Annotated in this window: 23 protein-coding genes; 16 read left to right on the forward strand and 7 right to left on the reverse strand. The window is 73.2% G+C overall.

All coding sequences use genetic code 11. The features are described from left to right. Positions 1-11: 11 nt before the first annotated feature. Positions 12-689: a response regulator gene (locus ACN28A_RS28640; protein WP_421400232.1), complete on the reverse strand. Its 678-nt coding sequence runs from the start codon at positions 687-689 to the stop codon at positions 12-14. Next, a complete protein-coding gene (locus ACN28A_RS28645) occupies positions 686-2095 on the reverse strand; it encodes a sensor histidine kinase (RefSeq protein ID WP_421404692.1) in 1410 nt (469 codons plus the stop codon). The genes ACN28A_RS28640 and ACN28A_RS28645 overlap by 4 nt, the downstream gene beginning before the upstream one ends. A gap of 208 nt (positions 2096-2303) precedes the next feature. Here ACN28A_RS28645 and ACN28A_RS28650 point away from each other — a divergent pair, with 208 nt between their 5' ends. Together ACN28A_RS28650 and ACN28A_RS28655 are read left to right on the forward strand one after the other, a co-directional pair. Further along, a complete protein-coding gene (locus ACN28A_RS28650; RefSeq protein WP_421400234.1) occupies positions 2304-2996 on the forward strand; it encodes an ABC transporter ATP-binding protein in 693 nt (230 codons plus the stop codon). Beyond that, positions 2993-5374, forward strand: coding sequence for an FtsX-like permease family protein (locus tag ACN28A_RS28655; protein ID WP_421400236.1), 2382 nt, complete (start codon positions 2993-2995; stop codon positions 5372-5374). The genes ACN28A_RS28650 and ACN28A_RS28655 overlap by 4 nt, the downstream gene beginning before the upstream one ends. Positions 5375-5542: 168 nt before the next feature. On the opposite strand, the gene ACN28A_RS28660 is transcribed toward ACN28A_RS28655, so the two are convergent. Continuing rightward, positions 5543-6577: a LacI family DNA-binding transcriptional regulator gene (locus tag ACN28A_RS28660; protein ID WP_421400239.1), complete on the reverse strand. Its 1035-nt coding sequence runs from the start codon at positions 6575-6577 to the stop codon at positions 5543-5545. A 176-nt stretch (positions 6578-6753) separates the two neighbouring features. On the opposite strand from ACN28A_RS28660, the gene ACN28A_RS28665 reads away from it, so the two are divergent. Genes ACN28A_RS28665 through ACN28A_RS28695 form a run of 7 tightly spaced genes read left to right on the forward strand, consistent with a single transcriptional unit; the run spans position 6754 to position 14221 of the window. Then, on the forward strand, positions 6754-7926 hold the full coding sequence (locus ACN28A_RS28665; protein WP_421400242.1) for an amino acid ABC transporter substrate-binding protein: 1173 nt from the start codon (positions 6754-6756) through the stop codon (positions 7924-7926). A gap of 8 nt (positions 7927-7934) precedes the next feature. Then, positions 7935-8822: a branched-chain amino acid ABC transporter permease gene (locus tag ACN28A_RS28670; RefSeq protein ID WP_421400245.1), complete on the forward strand. Its 888-nt coding sequence runs from the start codon at positions 7935-7937 to the stop codon at positions 8820-8822. Next, entirely contained in the window at positions 8806-10056 is a 1251-nt protein-coding gene (locus ACN28A_RS28675) for a branched-chain amino acid ABC transporter permease (protein WP_421400247.1), read from the forward strand. The genes ACN28A_RS28670 and ACN28A_RS28675 overlap by 17 nt, the downstream gene beginning before the upstream one ends. Continuing rightward, on the forward strand, positions 10053-10832 hold the full coding sequence (locus ACN28A_RS28680; RefSeq protein ID WP_421400249.1) for an ABC transporter ATP-binding protein: 780 nt from the start codon (positions 10053-10055) through the stop codon (positions 10830-10832). Before ACN28A_RS28675 ends, ACN28A_RS28680 begins: the two co-directional genes overlap by 4 nt. Further along, the gene (locus tag ACN28A_RS28685) at positions 10822-11589 is read left to right on the forward strand and encodes an ABC transporter ATP-binding protein (RefSeq protein WP_421400251.1); all 768 of its coding nucleotides are present in this window, start codon (positions 10822-10824) and stop codon (positions 11587-11589) included. The genes ACN28A_RS28680 and ACN28A_RS28685 overlap by 11 nt, the downstream gene beginning before the upstream one ends. Before the next feature lie 59 nt (positions 11590-11648). Continuing rightward, positions 11649-13745, forward strand: coding sequence for a PQQ-dependent sugar dehydrogenase (locus ACN28A_RS28690; RefSeq protein WP_421400254.1), 2097 nt, complete (start codon positions 11649-11651; stop codon positions 13743-13745). Positions 13746-13768: 23 nt separating this feature from the next. Continuing rightward, a complete protein-coding gene (locus ACN28A_RS28695; RefSeq protein ID WP_421400257.1) occupies positions 13769-14221 on the forward strand; it encodes a protein-tyrosine phosphatase family protein in 453 nt (150 codons plus the stop codon). A gap of 61 nt (positions 14222-14282) precedes the next feature. Here ACN28A_RS28695 and ACN28A_RS28700 read toward each other — a convergent pair whose 3' ends face one another. Then, entirely contained in the window at positions 14283-15140 is an 858-nt protein-coding gene (locus ACN28A_RS28700; protein ID WP_421400259.1) for a CPBP family intramembrane glutamic endopeptidase, read from the reverse strand. A gap of 168 nt (positions 15141-15308) precedes the next feature. Between ACN28A_RS28700 and ACN28A_RS28705 the strand changes: the two genes are divergently transcribed. Then, positions 15309-15851, forward strand: coding sequence for a hypothetical protein (locus ACN28A_RS28705; RefSeq protein ID WP_421400262.1), 543 nt, complete (start codon positions 15309-15311; stop codon positions 15849-15851). Here the strand turns inward: ACN28A_RS28705 and ACN28A_RS28710 are convergent. Next, positions 15830-16027, reverse strand: a complete 198-nt coding sequence (locus ACN28A_RS28710) for a hypothetical protein (protein WP_421400265.1) — start codon at positions 16025-16027, stop codon at positions 15830-15832. The two genes, ACN28A_RS28705 and ACN28A_RS28710, sit on opposite strands and share 22 nt — an antisense overlap. A gap of 3 nt (positions 16028-16030) precedes the next feature. On the opposite strand from ACN28A_RS28710, the gene ACN28A_RS28715 reads away from it, so the two are divergent. The 4 genes from ACN28A_RS28715 to ACN28A_RS28730 all read left to right on the forward strand — a co-directional run bounded on the left by ACN28A_RS28715 (position 16031) and on the right by ACN28A_RS28730 (position 20357). Next, positions 16031-16891 carry a DUF4097 family beta strand repeat-containing protein gene (locus tag ACN28A_RS28715; RefSeq protein WP_421400267.1) on the forward strand — a complete coding sequence of 287 codons (861 nt, stop codon included), beginning with the start codon at positions 16031-16033 and terminating at the stop codon, positions 16889-16891. A gap of 35 nt (positions 16892-16926) precedes the next feature. Then, entirely contained in the window at positions 16927-17880 is a 954-nt protein-coding gene (locus tag ACN28A_RS28720; RefSeq protein ID WP_421400269.1) for an ATP-binding cassette domain-containing protein, read from the forward strand. Next, the gene (locus ACN28A_RS28725) at positions 17877-18668 is read left to right on the forward strand and encodes an ABC transporter permease (protein ID WP_421400272.1); all 792 of its coding nucleotides are present in this window, start codon (positions 17877-17879) and stop codon (positions 18666-18668) included. Before ACN28A_RS28720 ends, ACN28A_RS28725 begins: the two co-directional genes overlap by 4 nt. 243 nt (positions 18669-18911) lie before the next feature. Further along, positions 18912-20357, forward strand: a complete 1446-nt coding sequence (locus ACN28A_RS28730; protein WP_421400274.1) for an MFS transporter — start codon at positions 18912-18914, stop codon at positions 20355-20357. A 20-nt stretch (positions 20358-20377) separates the two neighbouring features. On the opposite strand, the gene ACN28A_RS28735 is transcribed toward ACN28A_RS28730, so the two are convergent. Then, positions 20378-20818 (reverse strand): hypothetical protein, encoded by a 441-nt coding sequence (locus ACN28A_RS28735; protein ID WP_421400276.1) that lies wholly within the window; start codon positions 20816-20818, stop codon positions 20378-20380. A 121-nt stretch (positions 20819-20939) separates the two neighbouring features. After that, positions 20940-21899, reverse strand: a complete 960-nt coding sequence (locus ACN28A_RS28740; protein ID WP_421400279.1) for a helix-turn-helix transcriptional regulator — start codon at positions 21897-21899, stop codon at positions 20940-20942. A 98-nt stretch (positions 21900-21997) separates the two neighbouring features. On the opposite strand from ACN28A_RS28740, the gene ACN28A_RS28745 reads away from it, so the two are divergent. Further along, the gene (locus ACN28A_RS28745; RefSeq protein ID WP_421400282.1) at positions 21998-23011 is read left to right on the forward strand and encodes an ATP-binding cassette domain-containing protein; all 1014 of its coding nucleotides are present in this window, start codon (positions 21998-22000) and stop codon (positions 23009-23011) included. Then, on the forward strand, positions 23008-23856 hold the full coding sequence (locus ACN28A_RS28750; RefSeq protein ID WP_421400284.1) for an ABC transporter permease: 849 nt from the start codon (positions 23008-23010) through the stop codon (positions 23854-23856). The genes ACN28A_RS28745 and ACN28A_RS28750 overlap by 4 nt, the downstream gene beginning before the upstream one ends. Positions 23857-24027: the final 171 nt, after the last annotated feature.

The raw sequence follows: 24027 nt of genomic DNA on the forward strand, positions 1-24027 counted from the left end.
CCGGCGGCGGGCTACCCGGACCGTCCCTGGCCGGGGCTCACCAGGCCGGTCTCGTAGGCGACCACCACCGCCTGGACGCGGTCGCGGAGCCCGAGTTTGCCGAGGATGCGGGCGACGTGCGTCTTGACGGTCGCCTCGGACAGGTGGAGTCGGGCGGCGAGTTCGGCGTTGCTCAGGCCCTGGGCCAGCAACCGCAGTACCTCGAGTTCCCGCGGGGTGAGCGTGGAGAGGTCGCGGTGCGGTGCGGCCGGGTCGGCGCCGCGGTCGGCGAACCGCTCGACGAGCCGCCGGGTGATGGCCGGGGCCAGCAGCGCGTCGCCGGACCGGACCATCCGGACCGCGGCGACCAGGTGCTCGGGGGTGACGTCCTTGAGCAGGAAACCGCTGGCTCCGGCGGAGAGCGCGGCGTAGACGTAGTGGTCGAGGTCGAACGTGGTCAGGATGATCACGCGCGGGTCGGCGGCGGCACCGGTCAGGATGCGCCGGGTCGCCTCCAGGCCGTCCATCTCCGGCATCCGGACGTCCATCAGGACGACGTCCGGCAGGGTGCGCCGGACCGCGTCGACCGCCTCGGCACCGTTCGTCGCCTCGGCGACCACGTCGATGTCGTCCGCGGTGAGGATCATCCGGAATCCGGTACGGACCAGCGCCTGGTCGTCGGCGACGACGACGCGCAGCGGCGGGTTCACGGCGCCTCCAGTGGGATCCGCGCGGCGACCTGGTAGCCCCCGCTGAGCCGGTGCCCGGCGCGCAGCGTCCCGCCGTAGACGGCGAGTCGTTCGCGCAGCCCGATCAGGCCGCGCCCGTTGCCGGCGGCGGCGGAGACACCGGGTGTGCCGCCGGTGTCGGTGGCCTCGACCCGGAGCTGGTCGGCGCCGTACTCCACCAGGACCGTGGCGCTCGCCCCGGTGGCGTGTTTGACGGTGTTTGTCAGCGCCTCCTGGACCACCCGGTAGGCGGTCAGTTCGATCCCCGGCGGCAGTGGGCGGGGCTGCCCGGTGACGGTCAGCCGCACGGGCATCCCGGTGTCGCGTACCCGCTGGACCAGCGCCTCCAGCCGGTCGAGACCCGGCTGCGGCGCCAGGCCGCCGCCACCGGCGTCGCCGACCGGACCGCTGCCGGCCGGAGCGCCGGCACCGCCCGCCGTTTCGTCGTCGTCCATTGTGAGCAGTCCCATGACGTGCCGGAGTTCGGCCATCGCGGCCCGGCCGCCCGCCTCGACCGAGAGCAGTGCCTCCCGGGCCTGCTCCGGGCTGGTCCGCATGACCTTGCGGGCGGCACCGGCCTGGATGACCATCACGCTGACGTTGTGCGTCACCACGTCGTGCAGCTCGCGGGCGATCCGGGCCCGCTCGTGCTCGGCGGCCCGGCGCAGCGCCTCGGCCTGCTCGTGCTCCAGTCTGGACAGCCGGGCCCGGTCCTCGTCGGCCCGCCGTCGCCACCGGCGCAGCCCGTTGGCGGCGAGGACGATCGGGATCAGGATCAGGAAGGGTACGGCGTTCTGCGGGACGGTGGGCACCGCCGGTTCCTGGATCTGGGTGTAGATGAACGCCGCCGCGGGCAGGCTCGCCAGCGCCGGTACCCGGTAGGGGCTGTACACGGCGGCGGTGTACGCCGCGATGACGCAGGCGTAGAAGGAGACCCGCAGCGCGGCGTTGTAGTCGCTGGCCAGCGGGGCCGTGAGCAGGACCAGCCAGAGCACGGCGAGCGGGCAGCGGCGGCGGAACACCAGCGGCAGTACCACCACGAGGAGCATGACGACGGTCGAGCCGATCTCGTAGTCCTCGATCGGCAGGAACGGTTCGGGCCCCGGCCGGCGCGCGGGCAGGTCGGGCGCGACCGGGGCCGGTGGCGCGGGCGGGTCCGGGTACCCGGGCGGGTCCTGGTACTCGAGCGGGTCCCGGTGGCCGTACTCGGCCGAGGCCCGCTGTTCCCGGTCCTGGTCGTTGCCCTCCACGACGGCGGCGAGCAGCAGGCCCAGCGCGACCAGCACGTCGAACACCTGGCCGCGCCAGGACAGCGGTGGCAGCGAACCGGACGGCCGCAGCAGCAGCCTGAGCCGCGCCCACAGCCGGCCGGCCGTCGCCCCCTGCATCACCGGGCCATTCTCGCCCACCGCCACCGGCCGCGGACATCCGCCGGTCTGACCACCCGGTTACCTCCGTCGACTACGCCGCAGGGATGACCCGGCGGCGGTTCATCCCCGGGCGGTACCGGATCTGGCTCCGGCGGCCGACGCCGGCTGCCGCCCGGCGGATCTAGCTTCGAGCGGCCAGAGGTGCCCGAGATGGGGGAGATCCAGGATGAGCGTTCCGTTGATCGAGTTGGCCGACGTGAGCCGCAGGTACGACGAGGGGCCGCCGGCACTCGACGCCGTGTCGCTGCGGATCGCGGCGGGGGAGGCGGTCGCGATCCTGGGGCCGTCCGGCAGCGGCAAGTCCACGCTGCTGAACCTGGTCGCCGGGCTGGACCGGCCGAGCGCCGGCACGGTGACCGTGGGCGGCGTCCGGGTCGACCAGTTGGGTGAGGCCGCTTCCGCCCGCTACCGGCGGGCGAGGATCGGCATGGTGTTCCAGTTCTTCAACCTCCTCGACGACCTGACCGTCGCCGACAACGTCATGCTGCCGGCCCAGTTGTCGGGTATGGCCCGGGGCGCCGCCCGACGGCGGGCGATGGAGCTGCTCGGCACGCTCGGCGTCGACCGGCACGCGGACGCCTATCCGGGCCGGCTCTCCGGCGGCGAACGGCAGCGGGTCGCGGTGGCCCGGGCCCTGGTCAACCGGCCGGCGCTGCTGCTCGCCGACGAACCGACCGGCGCGCTGGACACCGCCGCCGGCGAGGAGGTCCGGAACCTGCTGACCGAACTGCACACCGAGGGGCAGACGATCGTGCTTGTCACCCACGACCTGACCCTGGCCCGGTCGTGCGCGTCCCGCACCGTCCGGCTGGTCGACGGCCGGGTCGCCGCCGACAGCGCGATGGAGCCGGTCCGATGAGTGCGCTGGGCGGGGTGGTCCGGTCCGGTGTGGGGCGGCGCCGGGTGCAGACGGTGGTGGTCGGGCTGGTGGTGATGATCGCGGTCACCGCCGCCGTACTCGGCGGCTCGCTGATGGTGGCCTCCACGGCCCCCTTCGACCGGGCCTTCGCCCAGCAGGACGGTGCGCACCTGGCCGTGCGGTTCGACGGGGCCAAGGCCACGGCGGCGGAGGTGTCGGCGTCGGCGCGGGCCGTCGGGGTGACCGCGGCCGCCGGCCCGTTCCCGACCGCGACGATCACGCCGGCCGCCGGTCGTGGCGGGCCGGTACGGCCGCTGACCGTGGTCGGGCGGGCCGAAGCCGGTGGACCCGTCGACGCCGTCACGGTGACCGACGGACGGTGGGTCACCGGCCCCGGCGAGATCGTCCTCCCCGCCGACCTGCGGCTGCCGCGCAGTTTCCAGCCGAAGGTCGGTGACTCGCTCGCACTGGACGCGCCGGCCGGCAGCCCGAGCCTGCGGGTGGTCGGGGTGGCCCGGTCGGTCAGCGAGACCGCCGGCGGCTGGGTGATGCCGGAACAGGTCGCGGCGCTCACCGCACCGGGTGCCACCGCCGGCTACCAGATGCTCTACCGGCTCGCCGCGAGCGACACCGCCGCGCAGGTCGACTCGGCCCGTGCCGCGATCGAGGCGAGCGTGCCGCCGGGTGCGCTGGCCGGCGCCCGCTCCTGGCTCACCACCAGGACCAACAGCGCCGGCAACACCCTGCTGTTCGTGCCGTTCCTCACCGCGTTCGGCGTGCTGGGCGTACTCATGGCGGTGCTGATCATCGGCAACGTCGTCGCCGGGGCGGTCAGTACCGGCACGCACCGGATCGGCGTGCTGAAGGCTCTCGGCTGCACCCCGGGGCAGGTGGTCCGGGCGTACACGGCGCAGGCGCTGGTCCCGGCGGTGGTCGGCGCCCTGCTCGGGGTGCTGGCCGGCAACCTCCTGGTCGTGCCGATCCAGGCGCAGACCAACGAGGTCTACGGCACGACGGACACCGGCGTCAGCGGCTGGGTGAACCTGCTGGTACTTGCCGGGGCGCTGGTCGTGGTCAGCGTGACCGCCTGGCTGGCGGCCTTCCGGGCCGGGCGGCTGCGCGCCGTCGACGTGCTCGCCGTCGGGCGTACCCCGGGACGGGGTCGGGGGAGGTGGGCGGCCCGGCTGGCGGCGCGGCTGCCGCTGCCCCGGCCGGTGACCCTCGGGCTGGCCCAGCCGTTCGCCCGGGTGCTCCGGTCGACCACCATCGTCGCGGCGATCGCGTTCGGCGCCGCCGCCGCGACCTTCGCCGTCGGGCTGGGCGCCTCGCTGAACGCGGTCCAGGCCACGGAGAGCCATGGCGACGTGGTCGTCCACCCGGGTCGGCCGATCTCCGGTCCGCCGCCGGTGGGTGGCCCGGCGGCCCCGCCCGCCCCGCCGAGGGGCGGCCCCGTGCCGCCGGACCCGGTGGCGGTGGTCGGCGCGATCACCGCGCAGGCCGGAACCCGCGGGTACAGCGGCGTCGCGCACACGGCGGTGACCACCAGCGGGCTCACCAGTTCGCTGGACACCCTCGCGTTCACCGGGAACGACTCCGGGTACGGCTACGAGATGATCTCCGGTAGCTGGTTCGGCGGGCCCGGCGAGATCGTTGTCGCCCGACCGTTCCTGACCGCCACCGGCACCCGGGTCGGCGACGCCGTCGTGCTGTTCGACCACGGCACCCGGATCGACGCCCGGATCGTCGGCGAGGTCTTCAACATCGAGTCCCGGGGGATGCAGATCCTCACCAGCGTCGCGACGCTCGCGGCCTCCCAACCGGACCTGCGGCCCATGGAGTACTTCGTCACGCTCGACCCCGGCACCGACCCGGTCGACTACGTCGAGGGACTGAACGCGGCACTGGCCACGGTGGACGCCCACGCGACGGTCGACGAGCAGGAGGCGGACGAGATCATCCTGGTGGTCAACACGTTGACCGGCCTGCTCACCCTGATGCTGGCCACCGTGGCCGCGCTCGGCGTACTCAACATGGTCGTGCTGGAGACCCGGGAGCGGGTACACGATCTCGGGGTGCACAAGGCGCTGGGCATGACCCCACGGCAGACGGTCGGGATGGTCGTCGCCTCGGTGGTGGTCACCGGGCTGGTCGGTGGTGCGGTCGGGGTGCCCGTCGGCGTTCTGCTGCAACGGCTGACCGTCACCGAGATGGGCGGTGCCGTGGGGCTGTACCTGCCGGACTCGGTGCTCGACATCTACCGGCCCGGCCAGCTGCTGCTCTTCGGTCTCGGCGGAATCCTTCTCGCCGTACTCGGCTCGCTGCTGCCGGCCGGCTGGGCGGCGGGTACCCGTACCGCCACCGCGCTGCGTACCGAGTAGCCCGCCGGCCGGGCCGGTCGGTCCGGCTGCCGGGTGACGGGTGACGGGTCCGGCCCCGCCTGCCGGGTGCGCGCGCCGCGACGACGGGGGCGGCGCGTGCTCCGGCAGGCGGCTCGGCGGGTACTCCGGCAGCCGGGGTGGCGGTCCGGGTGCGCGACGGTGGCGGCGTCAGCCGGGTACCGGGCCGGTCGAGTCGCGGATCACCAGCGCGTGCCCGGTGGGCCGGCGCCGTGGCCGCCTGGATCGTGGCCGAAGGGCCAGGTCCAGGGCCATCCGGCCCATGTCGGTCATCGGCAGCCGGACCGTGGTGAGCCCGGGCGCGAGGTCCGCGGCGACCGAGACGTCGTTGAACCCGACCACCGAGATCCGCTCCGGTACGCCGACCCGGTGCGCGCGCAGCGTGGCGAGCACGCCGATCGCCATCGAGTCGTTGAGGGCCACGATCGCGGTCGTCCCGGGATGGTCCCGCAGGATCCGCTCGGCGGCGGCCCGGCCACCGTTCCGGGTGAAGTCGGTGTGCACGACCGGCAGGTCGTCGAGGAGCAGCCCGTGCCGGCGCAGCGCCGCCGCCACCCCGGCGAGCCGGTCGATGACCGTGGTGAGTCCACCTGTCGCGGCGGCGACGGCGATGCGCCGGTGCCCGAGGGCCAGCAGGTGCTCGCCGAGGGCCCGCCCGCCGGCCTCGTTGTCCGGCAGTACCGCGTCCACCCCCAGCGGATGCCGGCCGATCACCGCGACCCGACCGCCCAGGTCCTGGTAGGTCGCCAGTTCGCGGCGCGCCTCGGCCTGCACCTGCGGGTCGTCGTAGCCGGAGCCGGCGATCAGGATGATCCCGACCCGCTGGGCGATCAGGTGCCGCAACTGCCGCAACTCGTGTTCGGGGTCGCGGCCGGAGTGGCAGATCTGCACCAGCAGGCCCTGCTCGTCGGCGACCTGGATGACCCCGCCGGCGATCTCCGAGAAGTACGGGTCGTCCACCTGGTGCACCACCAGCCCGACGGTCGAGCTGACCCCACCGGCCAGGGTGCGGGCGTACGGGTTGGCGACGTACCCGAGTTCCCGGGAGACCTGGCGGACCCGGTCGGCGACGGCCGGGCTGACGCCGTCCCGCCCGGCGAGCGCCCGGGACGCGGTCGCCAGCGACACGCCGGCCCGTTCGGCGACGTCGACGAGGCGCAGCCGCCCCCCGCCAGGCTTCGGCATCGGCAACTCCCGGGAAACATCGACGACGGCAGGCGGTAACTATTGCGAGTGACGCAGGCCACAGCCTATGGTACGAAAGCGCTTCCGTAAGCGCTTTCGTTACCTCTGCGAAGGGAGCGTCCGGAATGGCATCCCGAGCGACACGCGGACGACGGGCCACAGCCGTCGGTGCGGCGGTGACACTCCTGCTGGCCGGCTGCGGTGACGGCGGCGGCAGATCGGGCTCCTCCGACGGCCCGATCGTCGTCGGGATCTCACTTCCGTTGACCGGCGACTTCGCCGAGCCCGGCAAGGGCGTGCAGCGCGGCTACGAGGCCTGGGCGAAGATCACCAACGACCGGGGCGGCCTGCTCGGCCGGCAGGTCGAGCTGAAGATCCTGGACGACCAGTCCAACGCCGACCGGGTGGTCGCCGACTACGAGCAGCTGATCGGCAAGGACAACGTGGACATCGTGGTGGGTCCCTTCTCGACCCGCCTCGTCGTCCCGGCCGCCCGGGTGGCCGAGGAGTACGGCATGCTCTTCGTCGAGCCGGCCGGCGCCGCCAAGGAGGTCTTCGAGCAGGGTTTCGAGAACCTCTTCTACGCGGCACCCGCGGTCGCCGACGACCACTACAACCACCTCGCCGAATACCTGCTCGGACTGCCGCCCGGCCAGCGACCGACCACCGTGGCGTACGCCGCCATGGACGACCCGTTCGCCCAGGGCACCGCGTACGGGCTGAAGGCGAAGCTGGAGGCGGCCGGGGTGCGTACCGTCGTCGACGAGGTGTACCCGCCGAACACCACCGACTTCGGCACCATCGCCGCCAAGATCGCGGCGTCGAAGGCGGACATGGTGGTCGGCGGTTCGCAGTACCAGGACGGGGTCAACCTGATCGTCGCCCTGCAACAGCTGCGTTACCAGCCGAAGCTGGCCGCCTTCTCGACCGCGCCGACCAGCCCCGAGTTCGCCGCCGCGATCGGCAACAGGACCGAGGGCATCCTGGCGCCGACCGGCTACACGCAGCAGGCGCCCTACCCGAGCAACGTCGAGTTCGTGCGGAAGTACACCGAGCAGTTCGGCTCGCCGCCGGAGGAGGACGAGGCGAACGCGTACACCACGGGTCAGGTGGTGGCCGCAGCCGTCGGCGCGGTCGGCTGCGCCGAGCAGGGCGAGTGCCAGCAGAAGCTGGTGGAGTGGATCCGCGGCAACAGCGTGGAGACCGTCGTCGGGCCGTTGACCTGGGACGCCACCGGCAAGCCGCAGGGCGCGCACATGATCCAGCAGTGGGTCGGCGGGCAGATCCAGATCGTCCTGCCGGCCGAGGCGAAGGAAGTCGACATCGTCTACCCGAAGCCGGCCTGGTGAGGTGACGGATGCCGTCCGGCGCCCTGCTGTTCCAGAGCGTCCTCCTGGGCCTGCTGCTGGGCGGGCTTTACGCCCTGCTGGCCGCCGGCCTGACGCTCTACTTCGGCATCATGCGGGTGGTGATGATCGCCCACTCGGCGTTCCTCATCCTCGCCGCCTACCTCGCCTGGTGGTCACACGCCCGGCTGGGGGTGGACCCGCTGCTGTCGATGGTGGTCACCGTCCCGCTCTTCTTCGGCCTCGGCGTGCTGCTCCAGCGGCTGCTGCTGGCCCGGCTGCGTCCGGTGACCCTGACCATGATGTCGGTGCTGCTCACCTTCGCCATCGCGGTGCTGATCGAGGGGCTGCTCGGGTACGCCTTCACCGGCACCCAGCGGCGGATCCAGCTCGGCTACGGCTCGGCCAGCATCGGCCTGTTCGGCGCCCGGATCGCGGTGGTCAAGCTGATCGCGTTCGGGCTCGCCGCGGTCGCGCTGCTCGCCCTCCACCTGCTGCTCAAGCGGACCCGGTTCGGCTGGGCGCTGCGGGCGACGATCCAGCACGGCGACGCCGCCCGGCTGGTCGGGATCGACACCGACCGGGTGGCCGGCTTCGGTTTCGGCCTCGGGCTGGCCACCGCCGCCGTCGGCGGCACGGCGCTGGCCCTGGACACCACCATCTACCCGTCGCTGCACTGGCACTGGATCGGCCCGCTGATGGCGATCATCGTGGTCGGCGGGCTGGGCAGCGTGCCGGGGGCGGCCATCGCCGCGATGCTGCTCGGGCTGGTGCAGAGCCTTTTGCAGATCCCGCTCGGCACCACCTGGGCGCAGACGGTCTTCTATCTCGCCCTCTTCGCGACGCTGGCGTTCCGCCCGCAGGGATTCTTCGGAGGCCGCCTTGCCCAGCGCTTCTGAAACCCCGGCCACCACACGCGCCTCCGGGTCACTCCCGGCGACCGCACGCGCCTCCGGTGCACTCCCGGCCACCGCGCGGCGCCGGCTCGGCGGGACGGTCCGGACGGTCGCGATCCTGGCCCTGGCCGTCGCCGTACTCTCCTTCCCGTCCTGGGCGCCGAACCCGTACGTCCTCTCGGCCGGCGTGGTGGTGCTGAACTACGCGGTGCTCTCCACGTCGTGGAACTTCGTCGGCGGGTTCACCGGGTACATCTCGCTCGGGCACGGTGCGCTGGCCGGGCTCGGCGGCTACGCCACCGGCCTGCTGGTGGTCCGGGCCGGGTTGCCGAGCTTCGTCGCACTGGCCGCGGCGACCCTGCTGGTGGCGACCTTCGCCGTCCCGGTCGGGTACGCGGCCCTGCGGGTGCGCGGCGCCTCGTTCGTGATCGTGTCGATCGCGCTGGTGCTGATCCTGCTGCTGGTCTTCCAGAGCTGGGCGTCCCTCACCGGCGGGTCGCGCGGGCTGGTCGTGCCGCGCCCGTTCCCCGGACTGCTCCGGCCCGAGCACCACCGGGTCTTCTTCTATCTCTTCGCCGCCCTGCTCGGGGTCGCGCTGCTGGTCTGGTGGCTTGTCGACAGGTCCCGCTTCGGGCTCGGCCTGAAGGCGATCCGGGAGGACGAGGACAAGGCGGAGTCGCTCGGCACCCCGACCTTCGGGTACAAGCTGGTGGTCTTCGTGGTCTCGGCCGGCTTCACCGGGCTGGCCGGCGGCCTCTACGCGCTCTGGTTCGGCGACCTCGACCCGGTCTTCCAGTTCTCCATCCTGACCGGCTCCTACCTGGTGCTGATGGCGCTGCTCGGCGGGGTGCGCCAGCTCTTCGGCCCACTGGTCGGCGCCGGAGTCGTCGGCATCGGCCTGGAGTACTTCAAGGTGGAGTTCGGCAACACCCCGCTGCACCTGGTCGCCACCGGACTGCTGCTGGCCCTGGTGGTGATGTTCATGCCGGACGGGGTGCTGCCGGCGCTGGGCGCACTGGCCGACCGGTTCCTGCGGCCGGCAGGCAGTTCCATCCGCGAGGTGAGCGCGGCCGAGCTACGCGAGAGCCAGGACGGCCCACCCGACGGCGACCGGCCGGCCGAGCCCTCGGACGGCGACCGGCCGGCCGGGCCGCCCGGCGGTGACCGGCCGGCCGGGCCGACGGCCGGGATTCCTGTCGGTGCCCCGGACGGGCCCTCGGCGGAGGAGCGGCCATGACCGGAGCGCCGACCGACCGGGAGACGAGGACGCCCGGCCCGCGGGCGGGCAGCCTGGCCACGACCGGGCTGACCAAGGCGTTCGGTGGGGTGACCGCGCTGGACGCGGCCACCGTGACGTTCCGGCCCGGACAGGTGAACGCGCTGATCGGGCCGAACGGCTCCGGCAAGACGACCTTCTTCAACTGCGTCACCGGGATGATCCGGCCGGACGGCGGCCGGACGACGTACCGGGGGGCGGAGATCACCCGGCGGAGCCCGCACGCGATCGCGCGGGCCGGGATCGGCCGCACCTTCCAGCTGTGCCGGGTCTTCCCCCGGATGTCGGCGCTGGACAACGTCCTCGTCGCCGCCCGGCCGGCCGGGTTCTGGAGCCAGCTGCGGGGTGCCCGGCGCCGGGCCGAACTGGACCGGGCCCGGGGCTGGCTGACCCGGCTCGGCATCGAGCACCTTGCCGACGTCGAGGCCCGGAACATGTCCTGGGGGCAGCAGAAGCTGCTGGAGCTCGCCGGGGTGCTGATGGGCGGCCCGGAGACGGTGCTGCTGGACGAGCCGGCCGGCGGGGTCAACCCGGCCCTGCTGGACCGGATCGCTGCGCTGGTGCGCGAGCTCAACGCCGAGGGGAGGACCTTCGTGATCGTCGAGCACAACATGGATCTGGTGATGAGCATCAGCGACCACGTCGTGGTGTTCGACCGGGGACGGCCGATAGCCGAGGGACCACCGTCGGTGATCCGCTCCGACGAGCGGGTGCTGGGGGCGTACCTTGGCGTCTGAGATCGAACTCGTCGATGTGCGGGCCGGCTACGGCCGGGCGGCCCCGGTGCTGCGCGGGCTCTCCGTCTCGGTCGAGGCCGGCTCGATCGTCTGCCTGGTCGGGCCGAACGGCGCCGGCAAGTCCACGGTGCTCAGGGTGGCCAGCGGGCTGCTGAAGCCCCGGTCCGGCCGGATCCTCGTCGGCGGCGTCGACGTCACCGGCCAGGGACCGCAGCGGATGCTCGCCTCCGGGGTGGCGCACGTGCTCCAGGGGCACAGCGTCTTCCGGGAGATGACGGTGGCCGAGAACGTGCTGCTCGGCGGCTACACGCTGCGGGACAGGGCGCTGCTGGCCCGGCGCGCCGACTTCGTCCGGGACCTCTTCCCGGTGGTCGGGCAGCGCTGGGGCACCCTCGCCGGGCTGCTCTCCGGCGGGCAGCAGAAGCAGGTCGAGTTCGCCCGGTCGCTGATGGTCGAACCCCGGGTGGTGCTCCTCGACGAGCCGTCGATGGGGCTGGACCCGAAGGCGACGAGCACGGTCTTCGAGCAGGTGGTCCGGATGCGCGACGCCGGCACGGCGGTGCTGCTGGTCGAGCAGAACGCCCGGCGCGCGCTGGAGACCGCCGACCTCGGCTGCGTACTCGACCTCGGCCGGGTGCACGTCTCCGGGCCGGCGGCCGAGCTGCTCGCCGACCCGCAGCTCGCCGACCTCTACCTCGGCGGCCGGCCCACGCACACCGAGGGCACCGGCAGGTCGAGCGCCGGTACCGGCACGTGACCTCAGGCCGAACCTCCGTCCACCCTCCCCAGTCCCGTCCAGAGAACGGAGTGACCCGCGTGCGTACCTCCACCCGTCGCCTGCGCAGACCCGTCGGCGCCGCACTGCTCGGCACCGCCGCACTCGTCCTCTCCACCCTGGTCACCGCGGGCCCGGCCAGAGCCGCCGAGGCGGTCCACGACCCCGTGCCGGAGCAGCAGATCCAGTCGCGGCTCGGGCTGGTGCTGAGCGAGTACGCGACGTTTCCGAAGTCGGAGCCGACGCCGGCACCGACCGACCCGAGGCTGATGCGGCAGGCCCGGATCAACACCGTCACGGAGCTGCCGGACGGCTCGGGCCGGCGGGCGGTGCCCGACCTGAACGGCAGCCTCTATCTGCTGCGCGACGGGGTGCCGCAGGTCTACCTGGACGTTGCCGGCACCTTCGCGCCGCGCTTCTTCTCCGGCCAGGGGCTCGGCCAGGGCTTCGGATACGTCGCCTTCCACCCTGACTTCGGTCGCAACGGCCGGTTCTACACCGTGCACACCGAGTCGGCGCCGTCCAACCCGACGGTCCCGGACCACAGCCAACCGAACACCGCCTTCCACGGCATCGTCACCGAGTGGACCGCCAGCGACCCGGCCGCCGACACCTTCGCCGGCAGTCGCCGCGAGGTGCTGCGGATCGGGTTCGGCGGCCGGGTGCACGGCATCCAGGAGATCAACTTCAACCCGACCGCCCGCCGGGGCGACGCCGACCACGGCCTGCTCTACATCGCGGTCGGTGACGGCGGGGTGGGTGTGCGCAACACCGACCCGCAGAACCTCGCGATGCCGCACGGCAAGCTGCTCCGGATCGACCCGGCCGGCAGCAACGCCCCGAACGGGCGGTACGGCATCCCGCCGTCGAACCCGTTCGTCGGCCGCCCCGGCGCGCTCGGCGAGATCTACGCGGTCGGGATGCGGGACCCGCACCGGTTCAGCTGGGACCGGGCCACCGGCCGGATGTACCTCGGGCACATCGGCGAGCACGCCATCGAGGCGATCTACGAGGTGCGGGCCGGTGACAACCTCGGCTGGAGCGAGCGGGAGGGCGCCTTCGTCTTCGACAGGGCGGCGACGAACCCGTGCGACCGGATCCTGCCGCTGCCGCCGGACGACGCCGACCACGGCTACACGTACCCGGTCGCCGCGTACGACCACGAGCCCGCCCCGGACTGGAACTGCACCTCCGACGTCGGCGTCGCGGTGGCCGGCGGCTTCGTCTACCGGGGTCGGGACGTGCCGGCGCTGCGTGGCAGGTACGTCTTCGGCGACCTGGTCGACGGCCGGGTGCTCTACACCGAGGCGGACCAGATGCGCCGGGGTGCCGACCCGGCGCCGATCCACCGGCTGGCCCTCTTCGACGCGGCCGGCACTCCGGTGCGGATGCAGGACCTCTCCGGCCCCGGCGCGCCCGGCGACCCGGAGCGGGTGGACCTGCGGTTCGGCACCGACGCCCGGGGCGAGCTGTACCTGCTGGCCAAGGCGAACGGGAAGATCTGGAAGGTCACCGGCACCCGGGAGTACGCCGCCGGACCGGTCGGCGGCACCCGGGTGCGGGACACCATGCGCCCGACCAACTGGCAACCGGTGACCCCGCAGCTGTGGCGGTTCACCGGCGAGCAGGTGATCCTGGCCGAGCCCGGTGTCGCGCGCCCCGGCCCGCGCCGCCCGTTCGAGTACGCGGTGCTGACCGCCGGGCCGGAGTTCGGCGCCGTCCAGGTCGACGCGGAGGTACGCCTCGACACGCCGGTCGCGGAGACCAACCGGGACGTGATCATCGTCTTCGGCTGGCGCTCGGACACCGAGTTCTACTACGCGCACCTGTCGACCGACAACACGATCTATCCGCACAACGGCATCTTCAAGGTCGACAACGCCGACCGGGAGCGGCTGGACCACCAGTGGAACGGGCGGTCCGAGGGAGCGGCCCCGGCGGTCACCGACGAGCGCTGGCACCGGGTCCGCCTGGTGCACCGGCCTGCGACCGGTGAGATCGCGGTCTACCTCGACGGTTCCCGTGATCCGCTGATGACCGCCGCCGACACCACGTTCGGGTCGGGCCGGGTCGGCTTCGGCTCGTTCGACAACATCGGCCGGCTCCGCGGCCTGAGTGTCCGGGGCACACCGGCCTGACCGACCCGGCCTAGACTGCCGGGATGATCGAAGCTTGGGAGCCGTCGGGCCCCGGTGTGCTGCGCCTGCCGTCCGGGCGACTGGTGCGGGGCCGGGGCCTGCGGCACCCGCTGCCGCCGGGACCGGAGCCGACGTTCGGGGTCTACCTGCTCGGTCACGCTCCGGCGGAACTGCCGTGGCAGAGCCACTGGGTGCGCTGGCCCGACTTCTGGCTGCCCCGCGACAGCGCGGATCTCCGGACCGTCCTGCTGCGGGCCTGGGAACGGGCCGCCGACGAGCGGGTGGAGATCGCCTGCGGGGGCGGCAAGGGACGGACCGGTACCGCGCTGGCCTGCCTCGCGATCCTCGACGGCGTACCGGCCGGGCAGGCGGTCGCCTTCGTCCGCGAGCACTATGCCCGGGGCGCGGTCGAGACGCCGTGGCAGCGCCGCTACGTCGCCCGGTTCGCCCCGGTCACGACCCGACCCGCCCGCTGACACACCCCTTGGCCGTGGCCCGGTCCGGGTCCAGCCGCTGCCCGGCCTGACCGGGCCGTCTTCAGTCGACCAGCAGTGGCAGCAGGCTGAGCGAGTTGACCGCGGTGTGCAGGGCGACGACGGCCCAGAGGTTGCGGTAGCGGGCCCAGAGGTAGCCGGCGAGCAGGCCGAATCCGCCGTTCCAGGCGAGCATCACGGCGACGACCTCCCACAGTGGACCATCGCCGATCCGGTGCGTGTGCATGGCCGCGAAGAGCAGCGAGGTGGCGACGACGGCCGGCCAGCGCCCGTAGAGCGCCTCCAGCCGGGTCTGCAACACCGCCCGGTAGAAGATCTCCTCGGCGAGGCTGGCGGTGACGAAGGTAAGCAGCATGGCGGCGAGCAGGTAGAGCCGGTCGTACCGGCGGTAGCCGGACACGTCGTCGCTGCCGGCGAGCGGGCTGTAGTAGAGCAGGTACGCCCAGCCGAGCACGGCCGGCAGCGGGCCGAGCCAGTACCACCGGGTCGGCAGGTCGCGCCGGTGTGCACGGCCGCCCCGCCAGTCGGTCCGGTACAGCCGGAGCAGCAGTGCGGCACCGCCGAGGAAGAGTACGAGCTTGATCGGCGCGTACCAGATGCCGGGGTCGACGGCGAGCACCAACGCGGGCAGCAGCAGCGCGACGGCGACGAGCCCGACGACCTGCCGGCGGAGTACGGGTCGGTGTGCCGCCTCGGCAGGCGGCATCGCCGGTAGCCGGAGCGGGACGAGCCGGACCAGCAGCAACCCGACCAGGGTGGCGGCGACGATTCCGGCCAGCGGTTTGGTCGGGGCCTCCGGATCGGCCGAGGTGCGCACGTCGGGCCCGTCGAACAGAGCCAGTGCCGCCGCCGCGCTGATCAGCAGGGCCAGGCCGAGGGCGGTGAAGATCCGTCTCCGCATGGAGTCAGCGTGCCGGTCCGGTCCATACATCTCGTCAGCCCTGGCGACGATTCGCCGGTACACCGTTCGACCCATGGCGCTGCTGTGGCGACCCTCGTGCGCCGCCTCGACGTCGAAGTGGCGACATCCGGACTTGCAGTGGCGCCAAAATGGCGTCATGATGGTGCCATGGACATCACGCAGTACGTCGAGAACCTGCGCCGGCAGCTCGCCGTCGCCGCCGAGGCGGGTGGGGAGGAGGCTCGGGTCCTGGCCGACCGACTCACGGCGCCACTCGAGTCGGCCGTCCGGCTCACCCTGCTGGACGCGCTGTCGGCGGCGGCGGACGAGATCACCCGGGACCTCGCGCCCGGCTCGGTCGACCTGCGACTGCGCGGCGGCGAGCCGAATTTCGTGGTGACGCCGCCGCCGGTCGACCAGCCTTCCGGCGAGCCCGGGCAGGCGGCGGACCTCCGGGCACCGGAGCCGGGCGGCGCGCCCGGCCGGCCGGGCGCGCCGGAGGTCGACGAGGGCGCCGTGGCCCGGATCAACTTCCGGCTGCCCGAGCAGCTCAAGGCCAGGATCGAGGAGGCCGCCGGCCGCGAGCGGCTCTCGGTCAACGCCTGGCTTGTCCGGGTCGCCGCCGCCGCCCTCGAACAGGAGGACCCGGCCCGCCGACCCGGCCGGCGCGGCGGCGTACTCGGGCAGTCCTACACCGGATGGGCCCGCTGACCGTGCGCCCGCCCGCCACCCCGCGCCCCGACCGGGTCGGCTCCGGCCGCCACCCAGACCAGGCCGGTCCCGGCCGCCACCCCGACCAGGCCGTTTTCGGCCGCCGCCCCGACATCCCGCTGCCGGTCTCCGGCCAGTCCCAGAAGCCGGTCTCCGGCCAGTCCCAGAAGGGCCATCCCATGCCAACCTTCGACACCCCGGCACCGATCTCCGTCACCGTCGACCTGACCGTCGGTCACGTCCGGATCGACGCCGACGACCGCACCGAGACCACCGTCGAGGTTCGTCCGAGCGACCCGACCAAGGAACTCGACGTCCGGGCCGCCGAGCAGACCCGGGTCAGCTACGCCGACGGCAAACTCCTGATCCGGACGCCGAAACTGCGGCCGATGTTCAGCAGCAAGGTCGGCTCGATCGACGTGGCCGTCACACTGCCCAGCGGCTCCCAGCTGCACGGGGACGCGGCATCGGCCGAGTTCGCCGTCGAGGGGCGGCTGGGCGAGACCCGACTCAAGACGGCCCTGGGCCACATCCAGCTCGACCGGACCGGACCGGCGCAGCTGCACACCAGCAGCGGCAAGGTGACCGTCGGCGCGATCACCGGCCGGGCCGAGGTCACCACCCACTCCGGCGCCGTCCGGATCGGCGGGATCGACGGTCCGGCCGTGATCAAGAACTCCAACGGCGACTCGGTCCTCGGCGAGGTCACCGGCGACCTGCGGCTGCACGTGGCCAACGGCGACATCGAGCTGCGACGGGCCCTCGCCGACGTCACCGCCAAGACCGCCAACGGCAACATCCGGATCCACGAGGTGGTACGCGGTTCCGTCGTCCTGGACGCGGTCGCCGGCGAACTGGAACTCGGCATCCGGACCGGCACCGCCGCCTGGCTGGATCTGAGCTCCACCGCCGGCCGGGTGCACAACGCGCTGGACGCCGCCGAGGGACCCGCCGAGTCCGACGAGACGGTCCGGGTACGCGCCCGCACGGTCACCGGCGACATCGTGGTCCGGCGCGCCGTGCCCGCCCCGCAGCAGTGAACCTCCACCCCAGCCCGCAGAGGAGACGACCGGAGATGAGTACGGCAACATCGGCGATCGCGGTCAGCGGACTGCGCAGGTCGTTCGGCGCGCACGTCGTACTGGACGGCGTCGACCTCGACGTCGCGGAGGGCAGCATCTTCGCCCTGCTCGGCCCGAACGGCGCCGGCAAGACCACCACGGTGCAGATCCTCTCCACCCTGCTCGCCGCCGACGCCGGGAAGCTGCGCGTCGCCGGGCACGACCCGGCCCGGCACCCGGACCGGGTACGCGCGGCGATCGGGGTGACCGGCCAGTTCTCGGCGGTGGACAACCTGCTCACCGGGGAGGAGAACCTGCGGCTGATGGCGGACCTGCGGCACCTCGGCCGCCGCGAGGGCCGTCAGCGGATCACCGAACTGCTCGACCGGTTCGACCTGGTCGACGCCGCCGGCAAGCTCGCCTCGACGTACTCCGGCGGGATGCGGCGCCGGCTCGACCTGGCGATGACCCTGGTCGGACAGCCCCGGATCATCTTCCTCGACGAGCCGACGACCGGGCTGGACCCGCGCAGCCGGCGCACCATGTGGCGGATCGTCCGCGACCTGGTGGCCGACGGGGTCAGCATCTTCCTCACCACGCAGTACCTCGAGGAGGCGGACCAGCTCGCCGGGCGGATCGCGGTGCTCGACTCCGGAAGGCTCGTCGCGCAGGGCACCCCGGACCAGCTCAAGCGGATGGTCCCCGGCGGACACGTCCGGCTGCGCTTCGCCGACGCCTTCGCGCTCGACGCGGCGGCCCGCCGGCTCGACGACTCCGTCCGGGACGACGACGCGCTCGTCCTCCAGGTGCCGACCGACGGCAGCGTGCGCGACCTGCGCGCCTTGCTCGACCGGCTCGACGGCCAGTCGATCGAGGTGGACACCCTCTCCGTGCACACCCCCGATCTCGACGACGTCTTCCTGGCACTCACCGGCCAGGCCAGGCAGAAGCAGGAGACCTCCCGATGAACACCCTCTCCTACGCCGCCAGCGACTCGTGGACCATGTTGCGGCGCAATCTGCTGCACATGCTCCGCTATCCGTCGGTGACCGTGATCCTCGCCGGGATGCCGGTGATCTTCCTGCTGCTCTTCGTCTACGTGTTCGGCGGCACCCTCGGCGCCGGTCTCGGCGGAAGTGCCGGCGGCCGGGCCGAGTACGTCGAGTACGTCACCCCCGGCATCGTCCTGATGGCGGTGGCCACCGCCGCCCAGGCCGCGGCGCTCTCGGTCGCGATGGACATGACCGAGGGGATCGTGGCCCGCTTCCGGACGATGGCGATCTCCCGCGCCGCGGTGCTGACCGGGCACGTGGTCGGCACCGTCGCGCAGACCCTCGTCGCGGTCGGGATCGTGCTCGGCGTCGCGGTGCTGGTCGGGTTCCGGCCGACGGCCAGCCCGCTCGGGTGGCTCGGCGCGGTCGGCATGGTCGCGCTGGTCGGCGTCGCGCTCACCTGGCTCTGCGTCGCGCTGGGCATGGCGGCCGGAAGCGTCGAGAACGCCAGTAACCTGCCGATGCCGCTGATGCTGCTGCCCTTCTTCGGCAGCGGGTTCGTGCCGACCGAGTCGCTGCCGGGTGGCCTGCGCTGGTTCGCCGAACACCAGCCGTTCACGCCGATCATCGAGACGCTGCGTGGCCTGCTCACCGGCACCCAGGTCGGCGACAGCGGACCCGTCGCCGTGCTCTGGTGCGTCGGCATCGCCGCGGTCGGCTACCTCTGGGCCCGGGTCGCGTACCAGCGCGCCTCCGTGCGCTGACCGGCCGTCGTCGCCCCGGCCGCCTACCACCGGGCCTCCGGCCGTCGACGGTGGTGTGCGAGCGGACGACGGGTGACGGGTGACGGGTGACGGGTGAAGCCAGAATGTCACAGGCGCCGACGAGAATCACCCGGACGCCGATCACGGTGCTGTGCCGCGGCTGCCGGGCCGGCCGTCGACAGGCCCGCCGGGTTGCGGGCCGACCGACATCATCGAGCGGACGTGGACGAGGGGGAGAGGGCGATGGACGGCGTCACGGGGGAGAGCCGGTCGGGCTGGCTGCGCGGGCCACTGCGCCCGCTCCGCCACCGGCAGTACCAACTCCTCGCCGGTGCCCTGACGATGTCGCTGTTCGCGGCCGGGGTGTGGCTGATCGCCGTGGTCTGGCAGGTGATCGCGCTCGGCGGCGGGCCCGGCCAGCTCTCCTTCGTCTCCGCCGCCATGGCGGCCGGCATGCTGGCCACCACACTTCTCGGCGGGGTGCTGGCGGACCGGATCCCGCAGCGCCGCATCCTGCTGGCGGTGGCGGGAGCCCGGACGGTCGCCGTCGGCCTGGTCGCGGTGCTGGCGCTGGCCGACCAACTGCGACTGTGGCAGCTCGCGGCGGTGGCGCTGCTGATCGGCGTCGGCAACGGCTTCCACTATCCGGCGTACTCGGCACTGCTGCCGTCGATCCTGCCGCCCGACGATCTGATGCCGGCCAACGGTGTCGAGGGGATGCTCCGGCCGACGATCATGCAGGCTGCCGGTCCGGCGCTGGCCAGCCTCCTGATCGCCGCCTGGTCGCCGGGCGCCGCGTTGCTGGCGGTGACCGTGCTGGAGTTGGCCGGTCTGCTGTTCCTGCTGGCGCTGCGCCCGGTGCCGCTGCGGCACGGGCAGGCGGCACCGGGGGCACATCCGATCCGGTCGACGCTCATCGACCTGCGCGACGGTTTCGTCTACATGGGACGTACGCCCTGGCTGCTCGCCACGCTCCTCTACGCCTCGGTCCTGATTCTGCTGATCATGGGGCCGATCGAGGTGCTCGTGCCCTTCGTGATCAAAGATCAGGCCGGCGGTGGCCCCGGCGACCACGCGCTGGTGATGGCGGCGTTCGGCATCGGCGGTGCGGTCGGCTCGCTGGGGATGGCCGCCTTCCGGATGCCCCGGCGATACCTGACCATCATGAACCTCTTCTGGGGGCTGGGCTGCCTGCCGCTGGCCGTGGTCGGCGTCGCCGGCCAGGTCTGGCCGATCGCGGTGGCGGTCTTCGTCGTCGGGGTCTGCTTCTCCGCACCGATGGTCATCTGGGGCACCCTGTTGCAACGCCGGGTGCCGCCGCACATGCTCGGTCGGGTCTCCAGTCTCGACTTCTTCGTCTCGCTGGTCTTCATGCCGCTGTCGATGGCGATAGCCGGTCCGGTCAGCGCCGGCATCGGGCTCGGCACCACGTTCGCGATCGCCGGCCTGCTGCCCGCCGCGTTCGCCGTACTGGCGATCGTGCTGGCCCGGATGCCGCAGGACGAGTTGGCGCACCCACTCGACGTACCACCGGAGACCGCCGGCCCGGCGGACCCAGCCGAACCGGGGGGACCGGTGGATCCGGCGAGAGCAGCCGAACCGGCGGGACCGGTGGAAGCGACGGGATCGGCGGCACCGGCGGAGGAGACCGCCGCGACCGTCGGGCCGGAAGCGCCCGTCCGGGTCTGAGCCGGGTGCCGCACCGACCGTCAGTCGGCGCCGAGCTGGTCGTCGAAGGGGTCGTGGCCGAGCAGGTCGATGAACGCCGCCCGGACGTCGATCTGGATCGGCTCGCCGCGTGCCGCATGTTCCCGGATGTGCCTGAACAGGGGTGTCAGCCGGCGGATCTCGGTGCCGGAGACGACGGCCACCAAGGGGGCGAGGCTGTCACCGCGTTCGATCTCGATGCCGACGATGCCGGTCGCGGGGAGGGCCGAGAACCGGAACGGGCCGAGCCGGTCCACCGTCACGGCCGGGGTGCCGGTGCGGCTGCCGTCCCGGGCCGCCCGGAGCGCGGCGATCCGTTCGAGCTGGTACTGCGCCAGCTCCCGGAGCGTCGTCGACTTCTCCGGATCGTCCCGGATCGCCCTCAGCCGCCGCTCGATGTCGTCGAGGTCGGCCGAACCGTCGTCATCCCGCGAACCTCGCATCACCGAAGGTTATCGATCAGCCTTCACGACCGTCGCACACGAGGTGCGAAGGGGCGTCGTCGGGGAAGGGGGTTGCCCTCGGCCTCCCGTCGACCACACCGACGCGGCTGGGCGAGGCGGCTCAGCCGCCGGTGGCCCGGCGGAACCGGTCGCTCCACTCGCGGAGCTGTTCGAGCAGCTCGGGCGGGGAGAGCACCTCGAACTCCGCGCCGAGCGTGCCGAGCGCCATGACCGGCCAGTCCAGCGTGTCGGTGGTCATCACCATCCGGCAGCGCCGCTCGTCGACGTACTCGACGCTGGCCCAGCGGGACAGCCGCTCCTCGACCGCGGCCGGCGGCGCCTGCACCAGCACCTCCACCCGGTACGGCGCCGGCAGGTTCTCGATCCCGGCCCGGACGAAGGCGGCGGCGTCCTCGGCGGGCAGTTGCCGGGGATTGAACCGGGCTCCGGTGCCGCGCGGCTCGCTCAGCCGGTCGAGCCGGAAACTGCGCCAGTCGTGCCGGGTCAGGTCGTAGCCGACCAGATACCACCGCCGGCCGAGCGAGACCAGCCGGTACGGCTCGACGTGCCGTTCGGTCCGCTGCCCGTCCCGGGCGGTGTAGTCGAACCGAACCCGCTCGGTGTCCCGGCAGGACTGGGCGACGGTGGTGAGGACCGCCGCCTCGACGGTCGGGCCGCCGCCACCCCAGAGCGCCGGTACGGTCATCGCACGCAGCGCGTCCACCCGGCGCCGCAGCCGGGCCGGCATCACCTGGACGACCTTGGTGAAGGCGCGGATCGACGACTCCTGGATGCCGGCGACCGCTCCGTGCGCGGCGGCCTGTAGGCCGACGGCGAGTGCCACCGCCTCCTCGTCGTCGACGACGAGCGGTGGCAGGGCGGCGCCCGGGGCGAGCTGGTAGCCGCCGTCCACGCCCCGGTGCGCGTCGACCGGATAGCCGAGTTCCCGCAGCCGGTCGACGTCCCGGCGGAGGGTGCGGACCGAGACACCGAGCCGGTCGGCGAGTTCCCCGCCGGGCCAGTAGCGGTGGGTCTGCAACAGGGAGAGCAGGCGGAGGGTTCGGGAGCTGGTGTTCGCCATGCCGACGAGTCTGCCCGAAATTCAGGACAAGAACTGGCCGCTATCAGTTCTAGCGTTCCCGGCATGAGACGACCGACCCTCCGACCGGGGAGCACCGAATGATCGACGCCCGCTCGCTCACCCGGGATTTCGTGGTGAGCCGCACCCAGACCGTGCATGCCGTCCGGGGCATCAGCCTGCGGATCGAGCCCGGCGAACTGGTCGCATTGCTCGGCCCGAACGGTGCCGGCAAGACGACCACGATGCGGATGCTCACCACGCTCATCGCGCCGACCTCCGGCACCGCCACCGTCGCCGGGCACGACGTGGTCCGGGAACCCGGCCAGGTCCGCCGGCACATCGGGTACGTCGGCCAGGGCAACGGGGCCGGACACACCCAGCGCGTCCACGACGAGCTGCGTACCCAGGGTGCGATCTACGGCCTGGACCGCCGCGCCGCCCGGCGGCGGGCCGACGAGCTGCTGGCCGCCCTGGACCTCACCGAACTGGCCGGCCGGAAGGTCTCGGCGCTCTCCGGCGGCCAGCGCCGCCGGCTGGACGTGGCGATGGGTCTGGTGCACGCGCCGTCCCTGCTCTTCCTCGACGAGCCCTCCACCGGCCTGGACCCGCAGAACCGGGCGAACCTCTGGGAGCACATCCTGCGGATGCGCGCGGAGGCCGCCATGACGGTGGTACTCAGCACGCACTACCTGGACGAGGCGGACTCGATGGCGGAGCGGGTCGTGATCGTCGATCACGGTGAGGTCATCGCCGACGACTCGGCGGCGGCACTGAAGGCGAAACTCGCCGGGGACCGGATCGTGCTCACCGCCGACGAGCCGGACGCCCGGTCGCTGGCCCGGCTCGTCGACCGGCTGCCCGGCGCCCGGGAGGTGACCCGCACCGGCTCCCGGGTCGAGGCGCACGTCGCCGACGGGCCGGCGGCGCTGCCCGAACTGCTCCGGGCCGCGGTCGAGGCCGGGGTACGGGTCGGCACCGCCCAGGTGCACCAGCCCACGTTGGACGACGTCTTCCTCAGCCTCACCGGCCGCAGCCTGCGCGAGGCCGGGCACGAGGAACCGACCGCGCAGGGCAGCCCGCAGGACCCGCAGACCCGGAAGGACGTCCCGTGACCACCATCGGCGCCACCGCTTCCGCACCGCACCCGGCACCGGCCGGCACCCACGGCCGCCGTTCCGGCCCGCTCGGCCTGCTCCGGGACACCGGCATCGTGCTGGCCCGCGAGCTGCGTCCGTTACGGCACGACCCGTTCTCGGTCGTCTTCGGCATGGTGCAGCCGCTGGTCTTCCTGGGCCTGTTCGGGCCGCTGCTGGCCGGCTCGCTCGGCGGACAGGCCGGCAGCACCCTCGGCCCCGGTGGCGTCTGGCAGTGGTTCGTGCCGGCGATCCTGGTGATGATCGCCCTGTTCGGCACCTCGACCACCGGGTCGAACCTGCTGTTCGAGTTCCAGAGCGGTGCGCACGAGCGGATGCTGGTCACCCCGCTGTCCCGGCCCTCGCTGCTGGTCGGCCGCGCGCTGAAGGAGATGGTGCCGCTGGCCGGGCAGGCGGCGATCATCGTCGCGGTGATGATCCCGTTCGGCTTCCGGCTCTATCCGGTCGGCGCGCTGGTCGGGCTGGCGCTGCTCGCGGTCTTCGGGGTCGGGCTCGGCGCGCTGAGTTACGCACTCGCGATCGCCGTACGCAGGCAGGACTGGATGTTCTGGGCGGTGCAGCAGACCCTCATCTTCCCGCTGATGCTGCTCTCCGGGATCCTGCTCCCGCTGGAGACCGGTCCGGGCTGGATGCGGGCGGCAGCCCAGGTCAACCCGCTGGCCCATCTGGTCGAGGCGGAGCGCGCGCTCTTCGCCGGTGACCTCGGCGCCGGCGCCGTGCTCTGGGGCTGGGTCGCGGCGCTGGTCACCGCCGCCGTCGGCCTGGCCGTCGGGGTACGCGCGATGGCCCGCAGCGCCGACTGAACCACCCGTCGGGGCGGGACGGTACGCCTACCGTCCCGCCCCGACGCCGTCGCCACGCCGGGGCGCCCTTCCCGGTCTGCCAGCGGCTGACCTCGACGTCCGTCCCCGCCTCGCCGCCCGGTGCGGAAAATGTCGCCGCGCCCGTCTATCTTCTCGGGGCATCAACGAGAG

Source organism: Plantactinospora sp. WMMB782 (assembly GCF_049179135.1).
GTDB lineage: Bacteria > Actinomycetota > Actinomycetes > Mycobacteriales > Micromonosporaceae > Plantactinospora.

Excerpts from the sequence above, each read along its gene's own strand:
- ACN28A_RS28645 (WP_421404692.1), bottom strand. The coding sequence starts at position 2,095 with ATGCAGGGGGCGACGGCCGGCCGGCTGTGGGCGCGGCTCAGGCTGCTG.
- ACN28A_RS28650 (WP_421400234.1), top strand. The coding sequence starts at position 2,304 with ATGAGCGTTCCGTTGATCGAGTTGGCCGACGTGAGCCGCAGGTACGAC.
- ACN28A_RS28655 (WP_421400236.1), top strand. The coding sequence starts at position 2,993 with ATGAGTGCGCTGGGCGGGGTGGTCCGGTCCGGTGTGGGGCGGCGCCGG.
- ACN28A_RS28660 (WP_421400239.1), bottom strand. The coding sequence starts at position 6,577 with ATGCCGAAGCCTGGCGGGGGGCGGCTGCGCCTCGTCGACGTCGCCGAA.
- ACN28A_RS28670 (WP_421400245.1), top strand. The coding sequence starts at position 7,935 with ATGCCGTCCGGCGCCCTGCTGTTCCAGAGCGTCCTCCTGGGCCTGCTG.
- ACN28A_RS28680 (WP_421400249.1), top strand. The coding sequence starts at position 10,053 with ATGACCGGAGCGCCGACCGACCGGGAGACGAGGACGCCCGGCCCGCGG.
- ACN28A_RS28695 (WP_421400257.1), top strand. The coding sequence starts at position 13,769 with ATGATCGAAGCTTGGGAGCCGTCGGGCCCCGGTGTGCTGCGCCTGCCG.
- ACN28A_RS28700 (WP_421400259.1), bottom strand. The coding sequence starts at position 15,140 with ATGCGGAGACGGATCTTCACCGCCCTCGGCCTGGCCCTGCTGATCAGC.
- ACN28A_RS28705 (WP_421400262.1), top strand. The coding sequence starts at position 15,309 with ATGGACATCACGCAGTACGTCGAGAACCTGCGCCGGCAGCTCGCCGTC.
- ACN28A_RS28710 (WP_421400265.1), bottom strand. The coding sequence starts at position 16,027 with ATGGCCCTTCTGGGACTGGCCGGAGACCGGCTTCTGGGACTGGCCGGA.
- ACN28A_RS28715 (WP_421400267.1), top strand. The coding sequence starts at position 16,031 with ATGCCAACCTTCGACACCCCGGCACCGATCTCCGTCACCGTCGACCTG.
- ACN28A_RS28720 (WP_421400269.1), top strand. The coding sequence starts at position 16,927 with ATGAGTACGGCAACATCGGCGATCGCGGTCAGCGGACTGCGCAGGTCG.
- ACN28A_RS28725 (WP_421400272.1), top strand. The coding sequence starts at position 17,877 with ATGAACACCCTCTCCTACGCCGCCAGCGACTCGTGGACCATGTTGCGG.
- ACN28A_RS28730 (WP_421400274.1), top strand. The coding sequence starts at position 18,912 with ATGGACGGCGTCACGGGGGAGAGCCGGTCGGGCTGGCTGCGCGGGCCA.
- ACN28A_RS28735 (WP_421400276.1), bottom strand. The coding sequence starts at position 20,818 with ATGCGAGGTTCGCGGGATGACGACGGTTCGGCCGACCTCGACGACATC.
- ACN28A_RS28740 (WP_421400279.1), bottom strand. The coding sequence starts at position 21,899 with ATGGCGAACACCAGCTCCCGAACCCTCCGCCTGCTCTCCCTGTTGCAG.
- ACN28A_RS28745 (WP_421400282.1), top strand. The coding sequence starts at position 21,998 with ATGATCGACGCCCGCTCGCTCACCCGGGATTTCGTGGTGAGCCGCACC.